This window comes from Streptomyces sp. NPDC096193 (assembly GCF_040302905.1).
Lineage (GTDB): Bacteria > Actinomycetota > Actinomycetes > Streptomycetales > Streptomycetaceae > Streptomyces.
Genome location: NZ_JBEOSJ010000025.1, coordinates 23,697 through 45,902 on the forward strand (window position 1 = coordinate 23,697; position 22,206 = coordinate 45,902).

Sequence of the window (22,206 nt, forward strand, 5' to 3'; positions counted from 1 at the left end):
GGTGCCCGCATCCCGCCAAGTACAGGAAGCAGGAGTGATTCGCGTGGATCGTGTCGCGCTGCGCGGCCTCAAGGCCCGCGGGCACCATGGCGTCTTCCCCCGGGAACGGGAGGAGGGCCAGACCTTCATCGTGGACCTGGTGCTCGGCCTCGACACCCGGCCCGCGGCGGAGGCCGACGACCTGGCGAAGACCGTGCACTACGGCGTGGTGGCGGAGGAGGTCGTCGCGGTCGTCGAGGGCGAGCCGGTCGACCTGATCGAGACACTGGCGGAGCGCATCGCCCGGCAGTGCCTCAAGCACGACGGTGTCGAGGAGGTCGAGGTCGTCGTGCACAAGCCGGACGCCCCGATCACCGTGCCGTTCGACGACGTGACCATCACGATCACCCGGAGCCGAGTATGACCGCGTTCTTCCCGCACGGGACGCAGAGCGACCCGACCGTGCAGCCGGTGCCCGCCTCCGTCGTGGAGCAGGTCGACGCGGCGGACGTCACCCTGTCCAACCCCAAACGTGCCGTGATCTCCATCGGGTCCAACCTGGGGAACAGGCTGGAGACGCTCCAGGGCGCGATCGACGCCCTGGAGGACACCCCGGGGCTGCGGGTCAAGGCCGTGTCCCCGGTGTACGAGACGGAGCCGTGGGGTGTGGACCCCGGCTCGCAGCCCTCGTACTTCAACGCGGTGATCCTCGTGAAGACCACCCTCCCGCCGTCCTCACTGCTGGAGCGCGGTCAGGCCATCGAGGAGGCCTTCGACCGGGTACGGGAGGAGCGCTGGGGCCCGCGGACGATCGACGTCGACATCGTGGCGTACGCGGACGTCGTCTCCGACGACCCGGTGCTCACGCTGCCGCACCCGCGGGCGCATCAGCGCGCGTTCGTCCTCGTGCCGTGGCACGACGTGGAGCCGGGGGCACAGCTGCCCGGCCGCGGGCCGGTCGCGGAGCTGCTGGACGGTATCGGCCAGGACGGTGTGCTTCCCCGCGCCGACCTGGAACTCCGTCTGCCCGAGTAGTCGTTAGGCTCTGCGGAACAATGCACGGTGTGATGCGACAGGCGCGATGCGGCAGGACGGAAGGGCGGCTCACTCGGTGAAGCAACTACGGCTCGGTGTACTGGCCGGTCTCTTCGCCGCGGCCGGAGTGCTGTCCTGGGGCGCCGCCCGCCTGTGGGAGTCGTTCGGCACCCTGCCGAGCGTCCCGCTGGCCGCACCCATCGTGCTGGCGGTGATCGCGGTCGTCCTGACCGCGACCGCCCTCTCCCTGCGGGCCCGCCTGCGCGCCCAGCGCGAGCGCCGCCCCGGCGCGAAGGGCGTCGAGCCGCTGATGGCGGCCCGTGCGGTGGTGTTCGGCCAGGCGAGCGCGCTGGTGGCGGCGCTGGTGAGCGGGATGTACGGCGGTACGGGAGTGTTCCTGCTGGGCTCGCTGGACATCCCGGCGCGCCGCGACCAGGCGGTCTACGCCGGCTTCTCGGTCGTCGCGGGCATCGCGGTGATCGCGGCGGCGTTCTTCCTGGAGCGGGTCTGCAAGCTGCCCGAGGACGACGACGAGGGCCCGGCCCCCGCGTAGGACCTGCCGGTTAACCCCGCCCGAAGGACGGGGTTCACGGCCTCCAGTGCGTGCGATCGCCGGGCGCCGGTGCGCCCGCGTAGCGGAACGGCCCGGTCTGGCGGCGGCAACGCGGCATGGGGCCGCCTTCCGTCCCCGAGGACACCGGGCCCGTGCGGGCGTCGCGAACCGGACGGGACGCTGCGACACGGCCAGAAGCCGGCCCGAGCCGCCGCTGTGGCGCGGTCAGCGCGCCATGATCAGACTCATCGCCTCGTTGCGCGTCGCCGGATGGCGCAGCTGCCCCCGCACCGCGGACGTGATCGTCTTCGCGCCCGGCTTCCGGACCCCGCGCATCGTCATGCACATGTGCTCGCATTCGACGACCACGATCACACCGCGCGGCTCCAGGATCTCCATCAGCGAGTCGGCGATCTGTGTCGTCAGCCGCTCCTGCACCTGCGGCCGGCGGGCGAAGACGTCCACGAGGCGGGCGATCTTCGACAGGCCGGTGATCTTCCCTTCGACGGACGGGATGTAGCCCACGTGCGCGACCCCGACAAAGGGCACCAGATGGTGCTCGCAGGAGCTCATCACCTCGATGTCCTTCACCAGGACCATCTCGTCGTGACCGAGGTCGAACGTCGTCGTCAGCACGTCCTCGGGCTGCTGCCACAGTCCCGCGAATATCTCCCGGTACGCCCGCGCCACCCGGGTCGGCGTCTCCCGCAGGCCCTCGCGGTCCGGGTCCTCACCGACCGCGATGAGCAGTTCGCGTACGGCGTTCTCAGCGCGCTTCTCGTCGAATTCGCCGATCGAGCCCTCGCCGTCCAGCGTCACCGGATCGGTCATCTGTGCCTCGTTCCTCTTGCTCTGGCCTGCGGTCATACGAATGCCGCGCCCTCCAGGCTAAATCCTGGTGGACGCGGCATCCATTCCGGGCTTGGTAACCCCCGGCGGGTCAACTCTCCGGGCGCTCCTCCGGGACCGCCTCCACGGAGGAGGAGTCCGCCGGGACGGCGCCGTTGGCACCGACCGCGCCGTTGGTCAACGCCAGCTCCTTCGGCGAGAGCACCGGCGGCCGCGTGGACGGCGTGCGGCGGGTGGAACCCGTCCACGCCGGGCGGGCCGGGCGCCTCACGATCGGGGCGAAGATCTCGGCGATCTGCTCCTTGCCGAGGGTCTCCTTCTCCAGCAGCTGGAGCACCAGGTTGTCGAGGACGTCACGATTCTCGACGAGGATCTCCCACGCTTCGTTGTGGGCGGTCTCGATGAGCTTCTTGACCTCTTCGTCGACCAGGGCCGCGACCTCTTCCGAGTAGTCGCGCTGGTGACCCATCTCACGGCCCAGGAAGGGCTCGGAGTTGTCGCCACCGAACTTGATCGCGCCGAGACGCTCGGTCATGCCGTACTGCGTGACCATGGCGCGAGCCGTGGCCGTGGCCTTCTCGATGTCGTTCGCCGCGCCCGTGGTCGGGTCGTGGAAGACGAGCTCCTCGGCCGCGCGCCCGCCCAGCATGTATGCCAGCTGGTCGAGCATTTCGTTGCGCGTGGTCGAGTACTTGTCCTCGTCCGGCAGGACCATCGTGTAACCCAGGGCTCTGCCGCGGGACAGGATGGTGATCTTGTGGACGGGGTCGGAGTTCGGTGAGGCCGCCGCGACCAGGGCGTGTCCGCCCTCGTGGTACGCGGTGATCTTCTTCTCCTTGTCCGACATGATCCGGGTCCGCTTCTGCGGGCCCGCGACCACACGGTCGATCGCCTCGTCCAGCGCGTGGTTGTCGACGAGCTTCTTGTTGCTGCGCGCCGTGAGGAGCGCCGCTTCGTTCAGCACGTTCGACAGGTCCGCGCCGGTGAAGCCCGGCGTACGACGGGCGACAGCACCCAGGTCGACGTCCGGGGCGACCGGCTTGCCCTTCTGGTGGACCTTGAGGATCTCCAGACGGCCCTGCATGTCGGGACGGTCGACCGCGATCTGCCGGTCGAACCGGCCCGGACGCAGCAGCGCCGGGTCGAGGATGTCCGGCCGGTTGGTGGCGGCGATCAGGATGACGCCACCCTTCACGTCGAAGCCGTCCATCTCGACGAGCAGCTGGTTGAGCGTCTGCTCGCGCTCGTCGTGGCCACCGCCGAGACCCGCACCGCGGTGCCGGCCGACGGCGTCGATCTCGTCGACGAAGACGATCGCCGGAGCGTTCGCCTTGGCCTGCTCGAAGAGGTCACGGACTCGGGAGGCACCGACACCGACGAACATCTCGACGAAGTCGGAACCGGAGATCGAGTAGAACGGGACGCCCGCCTCGCCCGCGACAGCGCGAGCGAGCAGCGTCTTGCCCGTACCGGGCGGGCCGTAGAGCAGCACACCCTTCGGGATCTTGGCGCCGACGGCCTGGAACTTGGCCGGCTCCTGCAGGAACTCCTTGATCTCGTGGAGTTCCTCGACGGCTTCGTCGGACCCCGCCACATCGGCGAAGGTCGTCTTCGGAGTGTCCTTGGTGATCAGCTTGGCCTTGGACTTCCCGAAGTTCATGACTCGGGAGCCGCCGCCCTGCATCTGATTCATCAGGAACAGGAAGACCACGACGATGAGGACGAAGGGCAGCAGGGAGAGCAGCACCGAGACGAACGGGCTCTGCTTCGACGGCGAGACGGTGTAACCCTTCTCGATGTCACCCGCCTCGAACTTCGTCTGCAGCGTCTTCGCCAGATCGGCACCCTGGGTGCCGATGTAGCTCGCCTGGATCTTGTCGCTGTCCTTGACCTTTTGGCCGTCCTTCAGATCGACCTTGATGATCTGTTCGTCGCCAGTGGTCAGCTTGACCTGGTCGACCTGGTTCTTGTCGATCGCCTGGACGACCTCGCCGGTGTCCACCGTCTTGTAGCCGCCGGACGAGCCGACGACCTGCATCAACACGACCACGGCGAGGACGGCCAGCACGATCCACATGACCGGCCCACGGAAGTATCGCTTCACGTCCATCCATACGGAGCGAATTCGCCCCGTCCCTCCTGCCCGTAGTAAATGCTGCTGTGAGACTGCTCTGTATTTAAAGCTAACTGTTCTTCGGACGGTACCCCAGCATCGTCACCGTGACCGCACGGTACGGCTGACGAACCCGCCCTCCCATGCTCCAACGGCGGGAGGGGGGTAAGGGTTCCCGGTGGCGTCAGCCGCCGTAGACGTGCGGTGCGAGCGTGCCCACGAACGGCACGTTGCGGTACTTCTCCGCGTAGTCCAGCCCGTACCCGACGACGAACTCGTTCGGGATGTCGAAGCCGATCCACTTCACGTCGATCGCGACCTTTGCGGCATCCGGCTTACGCAGCAGCGTGCAGACCTCGAGGGAGGCCGGCTCGCGCGATCCGAGGTTCGAGAGCAGCCACGAGAGCGTGAGGCCGGAGTCGATGATGTCCTCGACGATCAGGACGTGCTTGCCCTTGATGTCGGTGTCCAGGTCCTTGAGGATCCGGACGACACCCGACGACTGGGTGCCCGCGCCGTAGGACGACACCGCCATCCAGTCCATGGTGACGGGCGTGGACAGCGCGCGCGCCAGGTCCGCCATCACCATGACGGCGCCCTTGAGCACACCGACGAGGAGCAGATCCTTGCCCGCGTACTCCGCGTCGATCTTCGCGGCCAGCTCCGCCAGCTTCGCGTCGATCTCTTCCTTGGTGATGAGCACCGACTGAAGGTCGGTGCCCAAGTCCTTCTCGTTCACGCGGTCGCTTTCTGTCTGCCGGGGTCCCGGGGTCGCCCCCGGGGTGACACAGCCGTGGTGCTTGCGCCGCTGCGTCAGCCTTGCCGAATGACCAGTCTGCCACCCTGCCGTCGCGCCTCGACGCGGCCCGGCAGATTGATGGCCCCCTGGCCGCGCCAGCCGGTGATCAGCCGGTCGACCTCTTCGACGTGACGGGCGAACAGCGAACCGGCCGGCGCACCGGCCTCGATCACGGCGCGGCGCAGCACACGGCGGCGTACGGCGGGCGGCAGGGCGTAGAGCTTGGCGCACTCCAGCCGGCCCGAGTCGTCACGGACGGAGGCCTCCGCGTCGGCGGCCCAGGTGTCGAGGGCGTCGGCGTCGTCGCGGGAGAGCTGCGCGGTACGGGCCAGGGCCTCGACGACGCCCTTGCCGAGCGCCTTCTCCAGGGCGGGCAGGCCCTCGTGGCGCAGCCGGGAGCGGGTGTAGGCCGGGTCGGCGTTGTGCGGGTCGTCCCAGACGGGCAGCGACTGGACCATGCAGGCCTTGCGGGCGGTCTGCCGGTCGAGCTGGAGGAAGGGTCTGCGGTAACGCCCGGCCGCCCCCGAGACGGCCGCCATCCCGGACAGCGAGCGGGTCCCGGAGCCGCGTGCCAGCCCCAGCAGGACGGTTTCGGCTTGGTCGTCACGGGTGTGGCCGAGGAGCACGGCGACGGCGCCGTGGCGTTCGGCCGCGTCGTCCAGCGCCGCGTACCGCGCGTCGCGGGCCGCGGCCTCGGGTCCGCCTTCGCGGCCGACGCGGACGGTGATCGACTCGACGGGATCGAGACCCAGCGAGCCGAGGCGTGCGGCGACTTCGGCCGCGCGGAGGTCGGAGCCGTCCTGGAGGCCGTGGTCGACGGTGATGCCGCCGGCCCGGACGGAGAGCTTGCGTGCCTCGAAGGCGAGCGCGGAGGCGAGCGCCATGGAGTCGGCGCCGCCGGAGCAGGCCACGAGCACAAGCGGCTCGTGGGCGGGCATGGCGGACCGGCCGGGCAGGTGGGACCCGGAGGGTGCGGCGGCCGCATGGCTCAGGGTGCGCTCGAGCCGGGCTGCGTGTTCGTTTGTCTCGGTGAGCTCGGTGAGTACGTCGTGGAGTACGCGGCGGACCGCCAGGCGTATCGCCGCGACCGCAGGATGGGGACCCATGTCCGGTGCCCTTCGTGGAATTGGGGGGTGCCTCGGTCGGAGTCGGATTGAGGTTCAGTCACTCAGAGTGCGTCGATGGTGACAGAACCGAGCCGTTCTCCGAGCATTGCACGCCTGCCAACGGCCCACGGTCCCTCGGATGGGTGATTACCAGGGCGTGCGGCTGCCTCCGGTTCAGGACTCTGCTTTACGGTGCACCCGCGCGACCCAGTCCGCCGGTTTGGCGATCTCCGCCTTGGTCGGGAGGGTGTTCGGGGATGTCCAGACCCGATTGAACCCTTCCATACCGACCTCTTCCACGACAGCCCGGACGAAACGCTCTCCGTCGCGGTACTGGCGCAGCTTGGCGTCGAGTCCGAGGAGCTTGCGCAGCGCCTGGTCCAGCCGGCTCGCGCCACGCGCCCTGCGCTGCTGGAACTTCTCCCGGATCTCCGCCACGGAGGGCACGACGTCGGGACCCACGCCGTCCATCACGAAATCGGCATGCCCCTCCAGCAGGGACATCACGGCGGTCAGCCGTCCGAGGATCTCCCGCTGGGCCGGGGTCTGCACCAGTTCCACGAGGGAGCGGCCCTCGTCCTCCTCGCCCTCGGGACGGCCGCCGGCCAGCGACTGGGCCGCCTCCCGCAGACGCTCCAGGACGGTCATCGGGTCGACCTCGGTCTCCCCGAGAAATGACTGGATCTCGCCCTCGAGGTGGTCGCGCAACCACGGCACGCCGGTGAACTGCGTGCGGTGGGTCTCCTCGTGGAGACAGACCCAGAGCCGGAAGTCGTGCGGATCGACCTCGAGCTCACGCTCCACATGAACGATGTTCGGCGCGACCAGCAGGAGGCGTCCGCCGCCGTTGGAGCCGGCGGGCAGCTCACGGGTGGCGGGGGCGAAGGTCTCGTACTGACCGAGGACCCGGGAGGCCAGGAAGGAGAGCAGCATGCCGAGCTCGACGCCGGTGACCTTGCCGCCGACCGCGCCCAGGACCGCGCCGCCGGGGCCGCCGGGGCGGCGCTCCTGCATCTTCTCCAGCAGGGGCTTGAGCAGTTCGCGGAAGCCCGCGACGTTCGCCCGCACCCAGCCGGCCCGGTCAACGACCAGGACCGGGGTGTCCTCGGGCTGATGGCTTTCGGGGATCATTTGCGTGAAGCCGCGCACATGCTCTTCCGAGGCCTTGGCATGCCGCCGCAGCTCGGCGACGACGGCCCGCGCCTCCTCCCGGGTCACTTCGGGCCCGGGCCGCACGAAGCGGATCGCGGTCGCCACGGCGAGGTTCCAGTCGACCATCTCGGCACCACCGATGCTCGTCATGCGTCAACCGTACGTGGTGGGCCCGCGGGACGGTGAGGTGTCGGGAGGGGCCGGTCGGCCACGGGCCTCACGTGGCGAGTGCCGCCGCGAGCCGGTCCAGGGCGGGTTGGGCGAATTCCCGGCTGGGTGTGCCGCCCGCCATGAAGGCGAAGGCGAGCAGTCGTCCGTCCGGGGCGACGACCGTTCCCGCCAGGGAGTTCACCTGGCTCAGGGTGCCTGTCTTGGCGCGGACGAGGCCGGTGCCCGGTGAGGTGGCGCCGTAGCGGCCCGACAGGGTTCCGGTGAAGCCGGCGACGGGAAGGCCCGTGAGAACCGGCCGCAGTCCGGGACGGTCCGGGTCGGCCGCGAGGGCCAGCAGGGCGGTGAGCTGCCCCGCGGAGAGCCGGTCGGCGCGATTCAGCCCGCTGCCGTCGGCGAAGCGGGCGCCCGCCAACGGCACCTTCAGCTTCTTGAGTTGCGCGGTCACGGCCTGCTCGGCGCCCGCGAAGCTCGCCGGGCGGCCGGTGGCCAGGGCGGTCTGACGGGCGACGGCCTCCGCGAGGTCGTTGTTGCTTTCGGTCAACAGCCGCTCGACGAGGGCGGAGAGGGGATCCGAGAGCACCTTGGCGACGGGCTTCGAACCCACCGCGGGGCGGCCGGGCGCGGGGTCGGCCGCGACCGTGAGGCCGCGGTCCTTCAGCAACTGCGCGAAGACGCGTGCCGCCTCGCGCGCGGGGTTGTCGAAGCGTCCGGAGTCCTTCGTGCTCCGCTCGTCGATCCGGCCCTCGTGGAGCATCAGCGGGGTGACCGGGGCGAGGTTGCCGTTCTTGCCGATGGGGTGGCGCACCGGGCCCTTGTAGAGCGAGACGTCGTAGGCGAGGCGCACCGCGGTGGTACCGCGCGCCTTCAGCACGCGCGCCGTGCGCTCGGCGAGCGCGCCCATGCGGGCCCGGTCCAGGCCGGCGTCCCCGCCGCCGACCAGGGTGAGCACCTTCCCGTCCTTGGACGCGGTGACCGTGGTGGGGATGCGGTGGTCGGGGCCGAGCGCGCTGAGGGCGGCGACCGAGGTGGCGATCTTGATCGTGGAGGCCGGGGTCATCGGGGTGGCTGCCCCCTTCCCGTACAGCGCGCGGCCGGTGGCGAGGTCGACGACGGAAGCCGTCTGCACCGTGCCGAGGCCGGGGTCGCCGAGGAGCGGGAGGAGCTCCCCGGCGAGATCGGCCGGAGCGGCCGCAGGCGGAGTCGCGGGAGCCGTCACCGGGATGCCGAGCGCCGCGAGGACCCCCGGTGCGCTGGGCGCGGGCTGCGGGCGCCCCGGCACCGGCCTGGGGTGATGTACGCCACCACCCTGGCTCCGGGCGGCGGCCCACTCCCTCTCGGCCTTACGCTGACCGGAGTCCCAGGGGCCGGCCGCGGCCACCGCCCCGGCAGCCAGGGCGAGCCCGGCCACGGCCGCGCCCGCGGTGAGCTGCCATGTCCTGACCACTGGCACCTCGCACCAGCCCCTTTCGCGATCACACACGTGCGTGAGGGACACTTAACCACCAGACCTATGTGTTGATCATGGAGGAGCCACCCGTGGAGTTCGACGTCACCATCGAGATCCCGAAGGGTTCGAGGAACAAGTACGAGGTGGACCACGAGACCGGTCGTATCCGCCTTGACCGTCGACTCTTCACCTCGACCAGCTACCCGGCCGACTACGGGTTCGTGGAGAACACCCTCGGCGAGGACGGTGACCCGCTGGACGCGCTGGTCATCCTCGACGAGCCGACCTTCCCCGGCTGTCTCATCAAGTGCCGCGCGATCGGCATGTTCCGGATGACCGACGAGGCGGGCGGCGACGACAAGCTGCTGTGCGTCCCGGCCTCCGACCCGCGCGTGGAGCACCTGCGCGACATCCACCACGTCTCCGAGTTCGACCGCCTGGAGATCCAGCACTTCTTCGAGGTCTACAAGGACCTGGAGCCCGGCAAGTCCGTCGAGGGCGCGAACTGGGTCGGCCGCACCGAGGCGGAGGCCGAGATCGAGGCCTCCTACAAGCGCCTCGAGGCGCAGGGCGGCGCGCACTGATCATCCGGCGCGCATAACGCCGCCGACAGCGGTCACTAGACGGCGGGCGGGACACCTCAGGGTGTCCCGCCCGCCGTGCGTGTGCCCGGGGGTCCATGCACATACTGGGTGACAAGCCGGAACAAGAGGGAATGAGGGCAGCACGTGGTGGCGGAGCCGGAGGGTCCGGAAGACCGGAAGCCTCAGTCCGACGAGGCGCGCAGCGCTTTTGCCCCACCCACGGGAGTGGGCCGGACCGATACGGCCGACGAGGATCCGACCACCACATCGGAATTCGCGGTTCCGGCGGGGTTCGCGCCGGACGCTCCGGTCGAGCCGGAAGGTTCCGCTTTCGCACCGCCGCGCACCTACAGCGCCCGCCACTCACCGCCCGCCTTCACGCCCGCGCAGGGCATCCCGATGGTCAGGCTGACCAAGGACGTCCCGTGGCAGGACCGCATGCGGGCCATGCTCAAGATCCCGGTGGGCGAGCGCCCGGTCCCGGACACGGTCCAGAAGCAGGACGACGCAGGCCCGGCCGTGCCGAGGGTGCTCGACCTGACGCTGCGTATCGGCGAGCTGCTGCTGGCGGGCGGCGAGGGCGCCGAGGACGTCGAGGCGGCGATGTTCGCCATCTCGCGTTCGTACGGTCTCGACCGCTGCGAGCCCACGGTCACCTTCACGCTGCTGTCGATCACGTATCAGCCCTCGCTGGTCGACGACCCGGTGACGGCGAATCGGACCGTACGCCGGCGGGGCACCGACTACACCCGTCTCGCGGCCGTCTACCGGCTGATCCACGACATCAGCTCGGAGGAGACCGAGGTCTCCCTGGAGGAGGCGTACCGGACGCTCGCGGAGATCCGCAGGAACCGGCACCCCTTTCCCGGCTGGGCGCTGACGCTGTCCGGCGGACTGCTGGCCGGATCGGCATCCGTGCTGGTCGGCGGCGATGTGCTGGTGTTCCTGGCGGCGGCGATCAGCGCCATGCTGGGCGACCGGCTGGCGTGGCTGTGTGCGGGCCGCGGGCTGCCGGAGTTCTACCAGTTCGTGGCGGCGGCCATGCCCCCGGCCGCGATGGGGGTCGCGCTGACTCTGTCACCGCTGGAGGTCCGGGCGTCGGCGGTGATCACCGGTGGCCTGTTCGCCCTGATCCCCGGGCGGGCGCTGGTCGCCGGCGTCCAGGACGGCCTGACCGGCTTCTACATCACCGCGGCCGCCCGCCTCCTCGAGGTCGGCTACCTCGTCGTCGGCATCGTCGTCGGGGTGCTCAGCGTGCTCTACCTCGGGCTGGCGCTGGATGCGGGGCTCAACCCGGAGACGGCCATCCACAGCGTGGAGCGGCCGGTGATCCAGACGCTGGCGGCGATGGCACTGTCGTTGTGCTTCGCCGTGATGCTCCAGCAGGAGCGGGACACCGTGCTCCTGGTGACGCTCAACGGCGGTGTCGCCTGGGTCGTCTACGGCGCGCTCGCGGACACCGCGAACGTCCCGCCGGTCGCCGCCACGGCCGCCGCGGCCGGGCTGGTGGGTCTGTTCGGGCAGGTGCTGTCGCGCTACCGCTTCGCCTCCGCGCTGCCGTACGTCACCGCCGCGATCGGGCCACTGCTGCCGGGTAGCGCGACGTACTTCGGGCTGCTGGAGATCGCGCGGGGCGATCTGAACGCGGGCCTCGCCTCGCTGTCCAAGGCGGCGGCGCTGGCGCTTGCCATCGCGATCGGGGTGAACCTCGGAGGCGAGCTCTCCCGGCTGTTCTTCCGGCTGCCGGGTGGCACAGCACCGTCGGAGCGCCGCGCGGCCAAGCGGACACGCGGCTTCTAGCCCGTACGACGTGGGGGGCGGGTCCGTACGACACGAGGTGGCCGCCCTGCACGACAACTCCGCGCGGCCGGTCCGTACGACACGAGGTGGCCGGCCCCGACAACTCCGCGCGGCCGATCCGTACGGCGTGGGTGGCCGGCCTGCACGACAACTCGGCGCGGCCGGCCCTGTCGGCCGGCCGCGCGTTCGGTGCTCAGCGCTTGGCGTGGCGGCCGCCGCGGGCCGGCGGGACGTCCGAGTCGGGCGCGGAGACCGCGGCCTTCTTGTTCTTCGAGCGGGCCCGCAGGAACTCGATCGCGATCGGCAGCACCGAGACGAGCACGATGAGGATCAGGATCGTCTCGATGTGCTGGTGCACGAACTCGACCTTGCCCAGCGCGGCACCGAGCAGCGTCACGCCCGCACCCCACAGGGTGCCGCCGATGATGTTGAAGGTGATGAACGAGCGGTAGTTCATCCGGCTCACACCGGCGATGATCGGCGTGAACGTCCGCACGATGGGCACGAAGCGCGCGAGAACCAGCGACTTGGGGCCGTACTTCTCGAAGAAGTCGTGCGCCTTCTCCACGTTCTCCTGCTTGAAGAGCCGGGAGTCCGGGCGCTTGAAGAGCGAGGGCCCGACCTTGCGGCCGAAGAGATAGCCCACCTGGTCACCGATGATGGCCGCCAGCACGATCAGCAGACAGACCAGCCACAGCGGATAGTCGAGCTTGTTCGTCGTCACCAGCAGACCGGTGGTGAACAGCAGCGAGTCACCCGGCAGGAAGAAGCCGATGAGCAGGCCGGACTCGGCGAAGACGATGACCAGGACGCCGATGAGGCCGAAGGTCCCGATCAGATAGTCCGGGTCCAGCCAGCTCGGTCCGAGCGCAAGGGTAGTCACGAGGTCCGGGCTCCTGAGTAGGTAGTCGTCGATCGGCTATCGGCATGTCGCCCGACCAAAACTATCAACGCATCGGGCACGTTCCGCGTTCCGCCGGTGCGCTCAGGATGCACTGTCCCCCGGCTGGGACAAAGCTGTGCGTCATAGCTCCCGTCACAGGCTCACGAAAGGTGGACAAGATGGGCATCGAGGACTACGGCGGCGGCCAGGGCCCGCACGCGGACGTCATCGTCGTCACCACGAACGACGTACCCGGGTACCAGGTGCAGGAGATCATCGGAGAGGTCTTCGGCCTCACCGTGCGTTCGCGTCACCTCGGCAGCCAGATCGGCGCCGGCCTCAAGTCGATGATCGGCGGTGAGCTGAAGGGCCTCACCAAGACCCTCGTCGAGACCCGCAACCAGGCGATGGAGCGACTGACCGAGCAGGCGCGGGCACGGGGCGCCAACGCCGTGCTGATGTTCCGCTTCGACGTCTCGGAGGCGGCGGACGTGGGCACCGAGGTCTGCGCATACGGCACGGCCGCGGTCATCGCGCGTCTCTGACGCGCGACGCCAGGGGACGTCCGGGCCCGGGCACGACCGCCGGGTCCGGGAGCGCGGGGTCCCTCACCGCAGGTCCGGAAGCGCGGGTTCCCTCACCGCCGGGCCGGAGCGACCGCCGGTCCGGAGCCGCCGTCACGCGTCCCGACTCGCCGCCTCACGTTGCGTGAGCACCTCGGCCGTATGAGCCTGAAAGCCGAGCGCACTGGGCGCGGGACACGAAGGGCGGCGAGCGCATGGCACTCCACAAGGGTGCGGACGAGTCCTCCGAGGAGGGCGAGGAGCACCGCAGGCTCTCGCTGAACCCGTTCTACGGGGCGGCCGACCCGGTCAGTGGCATGACGGTGGCTCCGCCCACACACCGGCTGCCGGACGCGCCCGTCCCCTCCATGACGGCCTACCGCCTGGTCCACGACGAGCTCATGCTCGACGGCAACTCCCGGCTCAACCTCGCCACCTTCGTCACCACCTGGATGGAACCGCAGGCCGGTGTGCTGATGAGCGAGTGCCGGGACAAGAACATGATCGACAAGGACGAGTACCCGCGGACGGCCGAGTTGGAGCGGCGCTGTGTGGCCATGCTCGCGGATCTGTGGAACGCGCCGGATCCCGCCGACACCGTGGGCTGCTCGACGACCGGGTCCAGCGAGGCCTGCATGCTCGCGGGCATGGCCCTCAAGCGCCGCTGGATGAAGCGGAACGCCGATCGTTATCCGGGCGCGCGTCCCAACCTGGTGATGGGCATCAACGTCCAGGTCTGCTGGGACAAGTTCTGCAACTTCTGGGAGATCGAACCGCGGCTGGTGCCGATGGAGGGCGAGCGTTTCCATCTCGACCCGCAGGCCGCCGCCGATCTGTGCGACGAGAACACCATCGGTGTGGTGGCGGTCCTCGGCTCGACCTTCGACGGGTCCTACGAGCCGGTCGCCGAGGTCTGCGCCGCCCTGGACGCGCTGCAGGAGCGCACGGGCCTGGACGTGCCGGTCCATGTCGACGGCGCGTCCGGCGCGATGGTGGCACCGTTCATCGACGAAGACCTGGTGTGGGACTTCCGGCTACCGCGGGTGGCCTCGATCAACACCTCGGGACACAAGTACGGGCTCGTCTACCCGGGCGTGGGCTGGGCGCTGTGGCGCTCGCCGGAACTCCTGCCCGAGGAGCTGGTCTTCCGGGTCAACTACCTGGGCGGCGACATGCCGACCTTCGCGCTCAACTTCTCCCGGCCCGGGGCCCAGGTCGTGGCGCAGTACTACACCTTCCTCAGACTCGGACGGGAGGGCTACCGGGAAGTGCAGCAGACGAGCCGGGACGTGGCGCGCCTGCTGGCGAAGCAGTTCGAGGCCATCGACGACTTCCGGCTCCTGACCCGCGGTGACGAGCTGCCGGTGTTCGCCTTCACGACCGCGCCGGACGTGAAGAACTTCGACGTCTTCGACGTGTCCCGCCGACTGCGCGAGCGCGGCTGGCTGGTGCCCGCGTACGCCTTCCCGAAGAACCGCGAGGACCTGTCCGTCCTGCGCATCGTCTGCCGCAACGGCTTCTCGTCGGACCTCGGCGCACTGCTGATGGAGTCCGTCCACGACCTGCTGCCCGAACTGCGCCGCCAGTCGCGTCCCATGGGCAGTGACACGACGGCGGCGACAGCCTTCCATCATTAGGGTCTTCGGGGTCAGTGGCTGAGCCGGCGGAACCTCCGCACGGCCAGCGGGAAGAAGAGGCCGACCAGCAGCACCGGCCACAGCACGGCGAGGAGTTGGGCGTGGTCGGCCGCCCAGCCGCCGTCGACCGGGATGCCGGACAGCTCGCGTACGGCGGTGGCCGTCGCGGACATGGGGTTCCACTGGACCACCGCGCCCAGCCAGGCCGGCATCGACTCCGGTGCCGCGAACGCGTTGGAGAGGAAGCCGACCGGCCACACCAGGATCTGCACGGCCTGCACCATCTCGGGCTTCCCGGCGACCATCGCCAGATGGATGCCGATCCACAGCATCGCGAAGCGCAGCAGCAGGAGCAGTCCGAGCGCCCCGAGGAACGCGATGAACGAGCCGTGCCAGCGCCAGCCGATCGCGTATCCGACACCGGTCATCACCAGCAGGCTGAGCGCCGACTGGAGCATGTCCGCCGCGCTGCGGCCGACCAGCACCGCCGAGTCGGCCATCGGCATCGAGCGGAACCGGTCGATGACACCCTTGTTGAGGTCCTGCGTGACCGCGAGCATCGTCGACTCGAGGCCGAAGGCCATGGTCAGCGCGAGCATGCCGGGGACGAGGTAGTTGACGTAGGCGCCCTCGACGCCGCGTCCGCCGCCGATGAGATAGCCGAACATCAGCAGGAGCATCACCGGGAAGACCAGGCCGACGACGACCTGCACCGGTTGCCGCGCCCAGTGCGCGAGTTCGCGCCGGGTCATGGTCCAGGAGTCGGTGAGGGCATAGGCGCTCATGCCGCGGCCTCCTTCGTGAGATGCAGAAAGACCTCGTCGAGGGTGGGCCGGCGCAGTGCGACGTCCTCCGCCTCGATCCCGGCCACCTCCAGCGCCCGTACGGTCTCGGTCAGTGCGGCCATCCGGTCGCTGACGGGAGCGCTGATCAGCCGCCGGTCCTCGTCCACGGTGGTCTCTCCGGGCAGCAGCGCGGCGACCCGTGCCAGGTCGGCGGCGTCGTGCAGGACCACGTCGATGCGGTCGCCGCCGAGCTTGGCCTTGAGCTGGTCGGCGGTGCCGTCGGCGACGACCCGTCCGGCGTCGATGACCGAGATCCGGTCGGCCAGTTGGTCGGCTTCCTCCAGATACTGCGTGGTCAGCAGAACGGTCGTGCCGCCGCCGACCAGCGAGCGGACCGCGCTCCACACCTCGGCCCGGCCGCGGGGGTCGAGCCCTGTCGTCGGCTCGTCGAGGAACAGCACCTGCGGGTCCGTGATCAGCGAGGCAGCCAGGTCGAGCCGCCGGCGCATACCGCCGCTGTACTGCTTGACCGCCTTGCGACCGGTGTCGGCGAGCCCGAACCGCTCCAGCAGTTCGTCGGCCCGCACGCCCGCCCGGCGCGCGCCCAGATGATGCAGCCGCCCGAACATCTCCAGGTTCTGCCGGCCACCGAGTTCCTCGTCGACCGCGGCGTGCTGCCCGAGCAGTCCGATCCGCCGCCGGACGGCCGCCGCATCGGTCCGCACGTCATGCCCCGCGACCCGCACCGTGCCCCCGTCGTGGCGCAGCAGGGTCGCCATGATGCGCACGGCGGTGGTCTTGCCCGCGCCGTTGGGCCCCAGCACGCCGTGCACCGTGCCGCCGGCCACCGTCAGGTCCAGTCCGTCCAGTGCCTTCTTCTCCCCGTACCGCTTGCGCGCGCCCTCGACGACGATCGCGTCCGTCATGCGTCTCCTCCAGCACCTCGACGCCAGTAGTCAAACTTGACTACGAGGAGGACGGTATCCCCGGATGCGCGATTGGTCAAACTTGATTAACCGACGAATTCCCGCGGCCCGAGACCGTCAGCCCAGATCGCCCTCGTGCGCCTCACCCGTCGCATACGGGTTCTCCTCGCCCTCGGCGAGCACCGCGACGAACGGCTCGCCCTCACCGGCGAAGGTGTACGCACCCGCCTCGATCCGCCGGATCAGACCGCGCGTCCACTCGGCGCCGAAGTCGGCCGAGGCGACCCAGAGGTTCATGATCTCGCCGATGTGACCGAGCGACTCGGGTCCTTCCTCCGGGGTGTAGTACTCGGTCACCGCCGAGCGCCACTCCTCCATGCCGCGCACCCGCTCCTCCAGGAGGGCCACGGCCTCCGCACGCTCCAGGTCGACGATGAAGCCGACCGCGGCCGACAGGACGTCCATCTTCTGGTCGTAGGAGGTCAGGGACTCCCGCAGCAGCCGGAGGAACTCCTCGGTGCCCTTCTCGGTGATCTCGTACTCGGTGCGCGGCGGACCGCCGGCCGTGGACGGCGCGATCTCATGGGCGTGCAGCAGCCCTTGCTTCGCCATCTGCTTGAGCGCGTGATAGATCGAGCCGGGCTTGGCGTTGGACCACTCGTGCGCGCCCCAGTACTCCAGGTCGTTGCGGACCTGGTAGCCGTGCGCCCGCCCGTGCTGACGTACCGCACCGAGGACCAGCAGACGGATCGCTGACATCAGCCGGGACTCCCTTCTATTCAACTTTGACTAGACTACGTGGCATGACCGAGAAGACCATCCCGCTCCTCCCGTGCCGGACGATCCAGCCGGTGGTCGACTTCTACACCGCCCTGGGTTTCGAGACGACTTTCCTTCAGAAGAGCCCTTACGCCTACGCGGTCGTCGAGCGTGGGCCCGTCGAGCTGCAGTTCTTCGGCATGAAGGCGTACGACCCGAAGGAGTCCTACTCCGGCTGCTACATCCTCACCGACGACGTCGACACACTGCACACGGCGTTCCGCGCCGGCCTCAAAGCGGCGTACGGAAGGATCCCGCTGCGCGGGCTGCCGCGCATCGGACCGCTCAAGAACATGTCGTACGGGGTACGGCAGTTCCTGATGACCGACCCCGGCGGCAACTCCATCCGGATCGGCCAGAAGACCGACGAGGACCAGAGCCACCGGCCGGCCCCCAAGGAGACGTTCGCCCGGGCCCTGCACATGGCGGATCTGTTCGCCGACTCCAAGGAGGACCTGCCGGGAGCGGCGAAGATCATCGACCGGGTGCTCGGGCTGGACGACGAACGGCCCACCCCCGTACAGCTGTTGCGGCTGCTCGTCCTGCGCGGCGACATCGCCCTGCGGCTCGGGGACGAGGAGGCGGCGCGGTCACTGCTGGAGCGGGCGGCGGCAGTCCGGCTCACCGACGAGGAGAGCGCGTCGGCGCGTGACAGCCTGGAGCGGCTGGCGGAGCTGCGGGACTGATCGCTCGAGGCTCGCGCGAAGCCGCCGGGCCTGGCCTTGAGGCTCGCGCGGAGCCGCGCGGGCCTGACTGTCCGGGCCCCGGCTGAGCCGCGGACCTGGCCTTGAGGCTCGCGCGCAGCCGCACGGGCCTGACTGTCCGGGCCCCGGCTGAGCCGCGGACCTGACGGTGACGCTCGCGCGCAGCCGCACGGGCCGCACCGTCCCGGCCGCGGCTCCGGCCCGCCTCCGCCCGCGTGCGGGCTCAGCCCCAGCTCTGGCCGCTTTCCAGCGCCACCAGGTCGAACGCGCCCTTGCCGTCCAGCGATTCGCGGATGATGTCCGCGTGACCCGCGTGCCGGCCGATCTCCTCCACCAGGTGCACCAGCAGCCAGCGCATCGAGACCCTTCCGTCGGCGGGGAACCAGGGAGCCTCGGGCAGCGGGAAGGTGTCGTCCAGGCTGGGGACCGAGCGGATGAACTCCTCGGTCTCTTCGGCGACCGACTCCCAGAAGGCCAGCGTCTGCGGGATCGTCTCGCCGTCGACCAGGCGGAAACTGTCGCCCCACGTCTCCTCGGTGCGCGCCTTCTCGTTCGGGCGTTCCTGCGCCATGCGCAGCCAGTTCAGCTCCATCTCGGCGGCGTGCTTGAGCAGTCCGGAGAGCGTGAGCTCGCTGGCGGTCGGGCGGCTGGCGGCCTGCTCCTCCGTCAGCCCGAGGACCGACCGGCGGATCGCGCCGCGCTGGGCCTCGACGAAGGAGAGGAGCGCACCGCGCTCGTCTCCACGGGCCTCTGCGGGAACGTGAGTGACCATGGTGTCCGCCTTTCCGGCTGCTGCGAGGAGAGGGCGATACCTCCCGCCTCCTTCCGACACCACGACACTACGGACCCTTGCGGACAGGTTCTGTCCTCAAGGGCCCGCGGTGAGCAGAGTAAGGAGAAGAGTTCAGTACCGGTCACCCGGGCGGGGGTACGCGACCCGCGCCCGGCCCTGTACCCGCCTAGAACGGGAAGCGCGAGCGCCCGTGCTGTACCGAGATCCACTTCTGGGTGGTGAACGCCTCGATCATCGACTCGCCGTTCAGGCGTCCGCTGCCGGAGTGCTTCTCGCCGCCGAAGGGCACGATCGGCTCGTCGTGCACGGTTCCGTCGTTGATGTGGATCATGCCGGTCTCGATGCGCTTGGCGATCCGCACACCCCGCTCGATGTCCGCGGTGTGCACGGCGCCGGACAGGCCGTACGGGGTGTCGTTGGCGATCCTGACGGCCTCGTCCTCCCCGTCGAACGGCACGATCAGCGCCACCGGCCCGAAGATCTCCTGGCCCAGGATCGGCGAGTCGGTCGCGATGCCGGTGAGCACGGACGGCGAGACCAGATTGCCCACGGCGCCACCGTGCAGCAGGGCGGTCGCACCGGCCTCGACCGTGTGGTCGACGAGCGCCGTCACCGCGTCGGCCTGCTGGGAGTTGATCAGCGGACCGATGTGCGTCGCCGGGTCCGACGGGTCGCCGACCTTGAGCGTGCGCACCTTGGCGACGAACTTCTCGGTGAACTCCTTCTCCACCGAGCGGTCCACCAGCACCCGGTTGGCGGCCATGCAGACCTGGCCCTGGTGCACGTACCGGCTGAAGACCGCCGCGTCGACCGCGTAGTCGATGTCCGCGTCGTCGAGCACGATCAGCGCGCTGTTGCCGCCGAGTTCGAGGATCGCCCGCTTGAAACTGGCCGCGCAGACAGTGGCGACATGACGCCCCACCTTGTCGGAACCGGTGAAGGAGATGGCTTTCGGCACCGGGTGCTCCAGGAGCGCGTCACCGATCTCGGCTATGTCAGTGATGACGACGTTCAGCACGCCGGCCGGCAGACCCGCGTCCTCGAAGAGCTTGCCCACCAGCGAGCCACCGCAAATCGGCGTGTTCTGGTGGGGCTTGAGGACCACCGCGTTGCCGAGCGCGAGCGCGGGGGCGACCGACTTGATCGACAGCAGGAAGGGGAAATTGAAGGGGCTGATCACACCGACGACACCGACCGGGAGGCGGTAGACGCGGTTCTCCTTGCCGTCGACCGGCGAGGGGAGGATGCGGCCCTCGGGCCGGAGCGCCAGCTGCATGGCCTCGCGCAGGAACTCCTTGGCGAGGTGGAGTTCGAACGCCGCCTTGACATGGGTGCCGCCCAGCTCGGCGATGATCGCCTCGGTGATCTCCTGCTCACGGTCCTCGATGACGCGCAGCGCCTTCTCGAACACCGTCCGCCGGGCGTAGGGGTTGGTCTCGCCCCACGCCACCTGCGCACGCTCGGCCGCACGGTAGGCCTGGTCGACCTCGACAGCTGTGGCGACGGGGATGGAGGCGAGCTTCTCACCGTCGTACGGATTGAAGTCGATGATGTCCCAGGAGCCGGTGCCAGGCCTCCACTCGCCATCGATGTACTGGTGGGCCAGCTCGGTGAAGAAGGACATGTGATCCGATTCCCATCGCAGAAGCAGATGCCTGACGTCACGTCATCGTACTGTCGTTTCAGATCAGTTGGAGTAGACCACGCAGGACGTCCCGGCTCTCGGCCGAATCCGGGCTCTCCTCCTGCAGACGCTTCATGACCCGCCCGTACTGGGCGACTTCCTCGCGCTTGTCGAGATACAGGGCGCTGGTCAGCTGCTCCAGATAGACGATGTCCGAGAGGTCCGACTCCGGGAACCGCAGCAGGGTGAACGCACCGCTCTCGCCCGCGTGCCCGCCGAAGCTGAACGGCATCACCTGAAGGGTGACGTTCGGGTTCTCGGAGACCTCGATCAGATGCCTCAACTGACCCCGCATGATCTCCCGGTCGCCGTACGGCCGGCGCAGTGCGGCCTCGTCGAGCACCGCGTGCAGATGCGGGGCGCGCTCCGAGACGAGCACCTTCTGGCGCTCCAGGCGCAGGGCCACCCGCCGGTCGATCTCCGCCCGCGGTGCGTTCGGCATGCCCCGGGCGACGACGGCGTGGGCGTACGCCTCGGTCTGCAGCAGGCCGTGGACGAACTGGACCTCGTAGATCCGGATGTGCGAGGCCGCGCCCTCCAGTCCCACATATGTCTGGAACCAGCCGGGCAGCACGTCGCCGTAACTGTGCCACCACCCGGCGACGTTGGCCTCTTTCGCGAGGCCGAGCAGGGGTCCGCGCTCGGATTCGTCGGCGACTCCGTAGAGCGTGAGCAGGTCCTCGACGTCCCTCGCCTTGAAGCTCACACGTCCCAACTCCATGCGGCTGATCTTTGACTCCGATGCGCGGATCGAGTAGCCGGCTGCTTCGCGGGTGATGCCGCGCGATTCGCGCAGCCTCCTCAGCTGCGAGCCCAACAGGATGCGCCGCACAACGGAACCGCCACCTGGCCCTTCGGCCCACGACTCGCCTGCGGTCACGACTCCAACCCTCCCCATCCATCGCCGTTCATCGCGTTCCGTCCCCTACAGCGTGGAGCACCCCCGAACCCCAAGTGCCGGATTCTGCCACCAAAACGCTTCAGCCCGTACTCATTCGATTACGGAAATGGGAAGCCCTTGGGAAGGCCGTGGGAGAGATCCGTGGAAGATATGGTCAAGAAACGGCACGGGGTCGGACAGGTCCGGCGCGTGCACGTGCATCTGCCCTTGCATCTGCCGTACGCATTCGGAACCATGGTCCTCGCGCACCTGCGTGCTCGTTCGTGTTGAAGCGTCACAGCCGCGATTCCCGGGAGTGCCTCGCATGGGGACGAATGGATCGACCATGCTCGAGCCGTTACGGCAGGGGCTTCCCCCTTTCGATCCCGCGGCAGTCTCCAACAGCGCCTCGTGCTCCCTCCCCGCCCGCTACGAAGCGGTGCGCGGGGCACGTCAGTTCACGAGAACGACACTCGGACAGTGGGAGCTGACGGACCGTTTCGACGATGTCGCGCTGGTCGTCTCCGAACTCGTCACCAACGCCCTGCGGCACGCCCTGCCCGACGAGACACCGCGCGAGGTCCAGGGCCCCCCGGTACGGCTGCACTTGATGCGCTGGGCGAGTCGGCTGGTGTGCGCGGTGCGCGACCCGAGCCACGAGGGTCCCGGCGCGTGCGCCGGCGACGATGCCTCGTTCCCCGACCCCTGCGGCGCGGCCGAGTCCGGCCGCGGCCTCTTTCTGGTGGACTCCTTCAGCGACAGCTGGGGCTGGCACCCGCTCGCCGGATCCCTGCACGGCAAGGTCGTGTGGGCGCTGTTCCGGCTGGGGTGACACGAGCGGACCCGCGAGACCGGGGGCGGACCCGCATCGGGGGGCGGGCCGGCCCCTCTTGGCTCTGACTCACCGGGCCGTCCGCTCGCGGCCTACACGCTGGGGCGTCCCG

Annotated in this window: 22 protein-coding genes; 9 read left to right on the forward strand and 13 right to left on the reverse strand. The window is 69.7% G+C overall.

The window, feature by feature from the left end; genetic code table 11:
• Positions 1 to 43: 43 nt before the first annotated feature.
• From folB to ABTX78_RS28840, 3 genes are all read left to right on the forward strand, one after another.
• Positions 44 to 403: a dihydroneopterin aldolase gene (folB, locus tag ABTX78_RS28830; RefSeq protein ID WP_352209704.1), complete on the forward strand. Its 360-nt coding sequence runs from the start codon at positions 44 to 46 to the stop codon at positions 401 to 403.
• Positions 400 to 1,014: a 2-amino-4-hydroxy-6-hydroxymethyldihydropteridine diphosphokinase gene (gene folK, locus ABTX78_RS28835; protein ID WP_352209705.1), complete on the forward strand. Its 615-nt coding sequence runs from the start codon at positions 400 to 402 to the stop codon at positions 1,012 to 1,014. Before folB ends, folK begins: the two co-directional genes overlap by 4 nt.
• 76 nt (positions 1,015 to 1,090) lie before the next feature.
• The gene (locus ABTX78_RS28840) at positions 1,091 to 1,567 is read left to right on the forward strand and encodes a DUF3180 domain-containing protein (RefSeq protein WP_352209706.1); all 477 of its coding nucleotides are present in this window, start codon (positions 1,091 to 1,093) and stop codon (positions 1,565 to 1,567) included.
• Between the two features lie 225 nt (positions 1,568 to 1,792).
• Here the strand turns inward: ABTX78_RS28840 and folE are convergent, their stop codons facing one another.
• The 6 genes from folE to dacB form a co-directional block, all read right to left on the reverse strand.
• Positions 1,793 to 2,398: a GTP cyclohydrolase I FolE gene (gene folE, locus ABTX78_RS28845; protein WP_352209765.1), complete on the reverse strand. Its 606-nt coding sequence runs from the start codon at positions 2,396 to 2,398 to the stop codon at positions 1,793 to 1,795.
• 109 nt (positions 2,399 to 2,507) lie between these two features.
• Positions 2,508 to 4,526, reverse strand: a complete 2,019-nt coding sequence (ftsH, locus tag ABTX78_RS28850; protein WP_352209707.1) for an ATP-dependent zinc metalloprotease FtsH — start codon at positions 4,524 to 4,526, stop codon at positions 2,508 to 2,510.
• 187 nt (positions 4,527 to 4,713) lie between these two features.
• The gene (gene hpt, locus ABTX78_RS28855; protein WP_313944958.1) at positions 4,714 to 5,268 is read right to left on the reverse strand and encodes a hypoxanthine phosphoribosyltransferase; all 555 of its coding nucleotides are present in this window, start codon (positions 5,266 to 5,268) and stop codon (positions 4,714 to 4,716) included.
• A gap of 74 nt (positions 5,269 to 5,342) precedes the next feature.
• Positions 5,343 to 6,434 carry a tRNA lysidine(34) synthetase TilS gene (gene tilS, locus ABTX78_RS28860; RefSeq protein WP_352209708.1) on the reverse strand — a complete coding sequence of 364 codons (1,092 nt, stop codon included), beginning with the start codon at positions 6,432 to 6,434 and terminating at the stop codon, positions 5,343 to 5,345.
• A 174-nt stretch (positions 6,435 to 6,608) separates the two neighbouring features.
• Positions 6,609 to 7,736 carry an Rv3626c family coenzyme F420 biosynthesis-associated protein gene (locus ABTX78_RS28865; protein WP_352209709.1) on the reverse strand — a complete coding sequence of 376 codons (1,128 nt, stop codon included), beginning with the start codon at positions 7,734 to 7,736 and terminating at the stop codon, positions 6,609 to 6,611.
• 67 nt (positions 7,737 to 7,803) lie between these two features.
• A complete protein-coding gene (gene dacB, locus ABTX78_RS28870; RefSeq protein WP_352209710.1) occupies positions 7,804 to 9,207 on the reverse strand; it encodes a D-alanyl-D-alanine carboxypeptidase/D-alanyl-D-alanine endopeptidase in 1,404 nt (467 codons plus the stop codon).
• 86 nt (positions 9,208 to 9,293) lie between these two features.
• Between dacB and ABTX78_RS28875 the strand changes: the two genes are divergently transcribed.
• Together ABTX78_RS28875 and ABTX78_RS28880 are read left to right on the forward strand one after the other, a co-directional pair.
• On the forward strand, positions 9,294 to 9,788 hold the full coding sequence (locus ABTX78_RS28875) for an inorganic diphosphatase (protein WP_108151010.1): 495 nt from the start codon (positions 9,294 to 9,296) through the stop codon (positions 9,786 to 9,788).
• A gap of 144 nt (positions 9,789 to 9,932) precedes the next feature.
• The gene (locus tag ABTX78_RS28880) at positions 9,933 to 11,588 is read left to right on the forward strand and encodes a threonine/serine exporter family protein (RefSeq protein ID WP_352209711.1); all 1,656 of its coding nucleotides are present in this window, start codon (positions 9,933 to 9,935) and stop codon (positions 11,586 to 11,588) included.
• 193 nt (positions 11,589 to 11,781) lie between these two features.
• On the opposite strand, the gene ABTX78_RS28885 is transcribed toward ABTX78_RS28880, so the two are convergent.
• Positions 11,782 to 12,471 (reverse strand): DedA family protein, encoded by a 690-nt coding sequence (locus ABTX78_RS28885; protein WP_352209712.1) that lies wholly within the window; start codon positions 12,469 to 12,471, stop codon positions 11,782 to 11,784.
• Between the two features lie 179 nt (positions 12,472 to 12,650).
• Here ABTX78_RS28885 and ABTX78_RS28890 point away from each other — a divergent pair, with 179 nt between their 5' ends.
• Both ABTX78_RS28890 and gad read left to right on the forward strand, forming a co-directional pair.
• Entirely contained in the window at positions 12,651 to 13,016 is a 366-nt protein-coding gene (locus tag ABTX78_RS28890; protein WP_340474482.1) for a YbjQ family protein, read from the forward strand.
• Positions 13,017 to 13,249: 233 nt separating this feature from the next.
• Entirely contained in the window at positions 13,250 to 14,671 is a 1,422-nt protein-coding gene (gene gad / locus ABTX78_RS28895; protein WP_352209713.1) for a glutamate decarboxylase, read from the forward strand.
• Between the two features lie 11 nt (positions 14,672 to 14,682).
• On the opposite strand, the gene ABTX78_RS28900 is transcribed toward gad, so the two are convergent.
• The 3 genes from ABTX78_RS28900 to ABTX78_RS28910 all read right to left on the reverse strand — a co-directional run bounded on the left by ABTX78_RS28900 (position 14,683) and on the right by ABTX78_RS28910 (position 17,141).
• Complete coding sequence (locus tag ABTX78_RS28900; protein ID WP_352209714.1) at positions 14,683 to 15,456, reverse strand: ABC transporter permease; 774 nt, start codon at positions 15,454 to 15,456, stop codon at positions 14,683 to 14,685.
• Positions 15,453 to 16,382: an ATP-binding cassette domain-containing protein gene (locus tag ABTX78_RS28905; protein ID WP_352209715.1), complete on the reverse strand. Its 930-nt coding sequence runs from the start codon at positions 16,380 to 16,382 to the stop codon at positions 15,453 to 15,455. Before ABTX78_RS28905 ends, ABTX78_RS28900 begins: the two co-directional genes overlap by 4 nt.
• Positions 16,383 to 16,499: 117 nt before the next feature.
• Positions 16,500 to 17,141: a PadR family transcriptional regulator gene (locus ABTX78_RS28910; protein ID WP_352209716.1), complete on the reverse strand. Its 642-nt coding sequence runs from the start codon at positions 17,139 to 17,141 to the stop codon at positions 16,500 to 16,502.
• A 44-nt stretch (positions 17,142 to 17,185) separates the two neighbouring features.
• On the opposite strand from ABTX78_RS28910, the gene ABTX78_RS28915 reads away from it, so the two are divergent.
• Positions 17,186 to 17,887: a bleomycin resistance protein gene (locus ABTX78_RS28915; RefSeq protein WP_352209717.1), complete on the forward strand. Its 702-nt coding sequence runs from the start codon at positions 17,186 to 17,188 to the stop codon at positions 17,885 to 17,887.
• Positions 17,888 to 18,128: 241 nt separating this feature from the next.
• Here the strand turns inward: ABTX78_RS28915 and ABTX78_RS28920 are convergent, their stop codons facing one another.
• From ABTX78_RS28920 to ABTX78_RS28930, 3 genes are all read right to left on the reverse strand, one after another.
• Complete coding sequence (locus tag ABTX78_RS28920; protein ID WP_352209718.1) at positions 18,129 to 18,677, reverse strand: DinB family protein; 549 nt, start codon at positions 18,675 to 18,677, stop codon at positions 18,129 to 18,131.
• Positions 18,678 to 18,864: 187 nt separating this feature from the next.
• Positions 18,865 to 20,322, reverse strand: coding sequence for an aldehyde dehydrogenase family protein (locus ABTX78_RS28925; protein WP_352209719.1), 1,458 nt, complete (start codon positions 20,320 to 20,322; stop codon positions 18,865 to 18,867).
• A gap of 58 nt (positions 20,323 to 20,380) precedes the next feature.
• Complete coding sequence (locus ABTX78_RS28930) at positions 20,381 to 21,280, reverse strand: Sco1979 family transcriptional regulator (RefSeq protein ID WP_352209720.1); 900 nt, start codon at positions 21,278 to 21,280, stop codon at positions 20,381 to 20,383.
• Positions 21,281 to 21,587: 307 nt separating this feature from the next.
• Here ABTX78_RS28930 and ABTX78_RS28935 point away from each other — a divergent pair, with 307 nt between their 5' ends.
• On the forward strand, positions 21,588 to 22,094 hold the full coding sequence (locus ABTX78_RS28935) for an ATP-binding protein (RefSeq protein WP_352209721.1): 507 nt from the start codon (positions 21,588 to 21,590) through the stop codon (positions 22,092 to 22,094).
• The last annotated feature ends 112 nt before the right edge of the window (positions 22,095 to 22,206 follow it).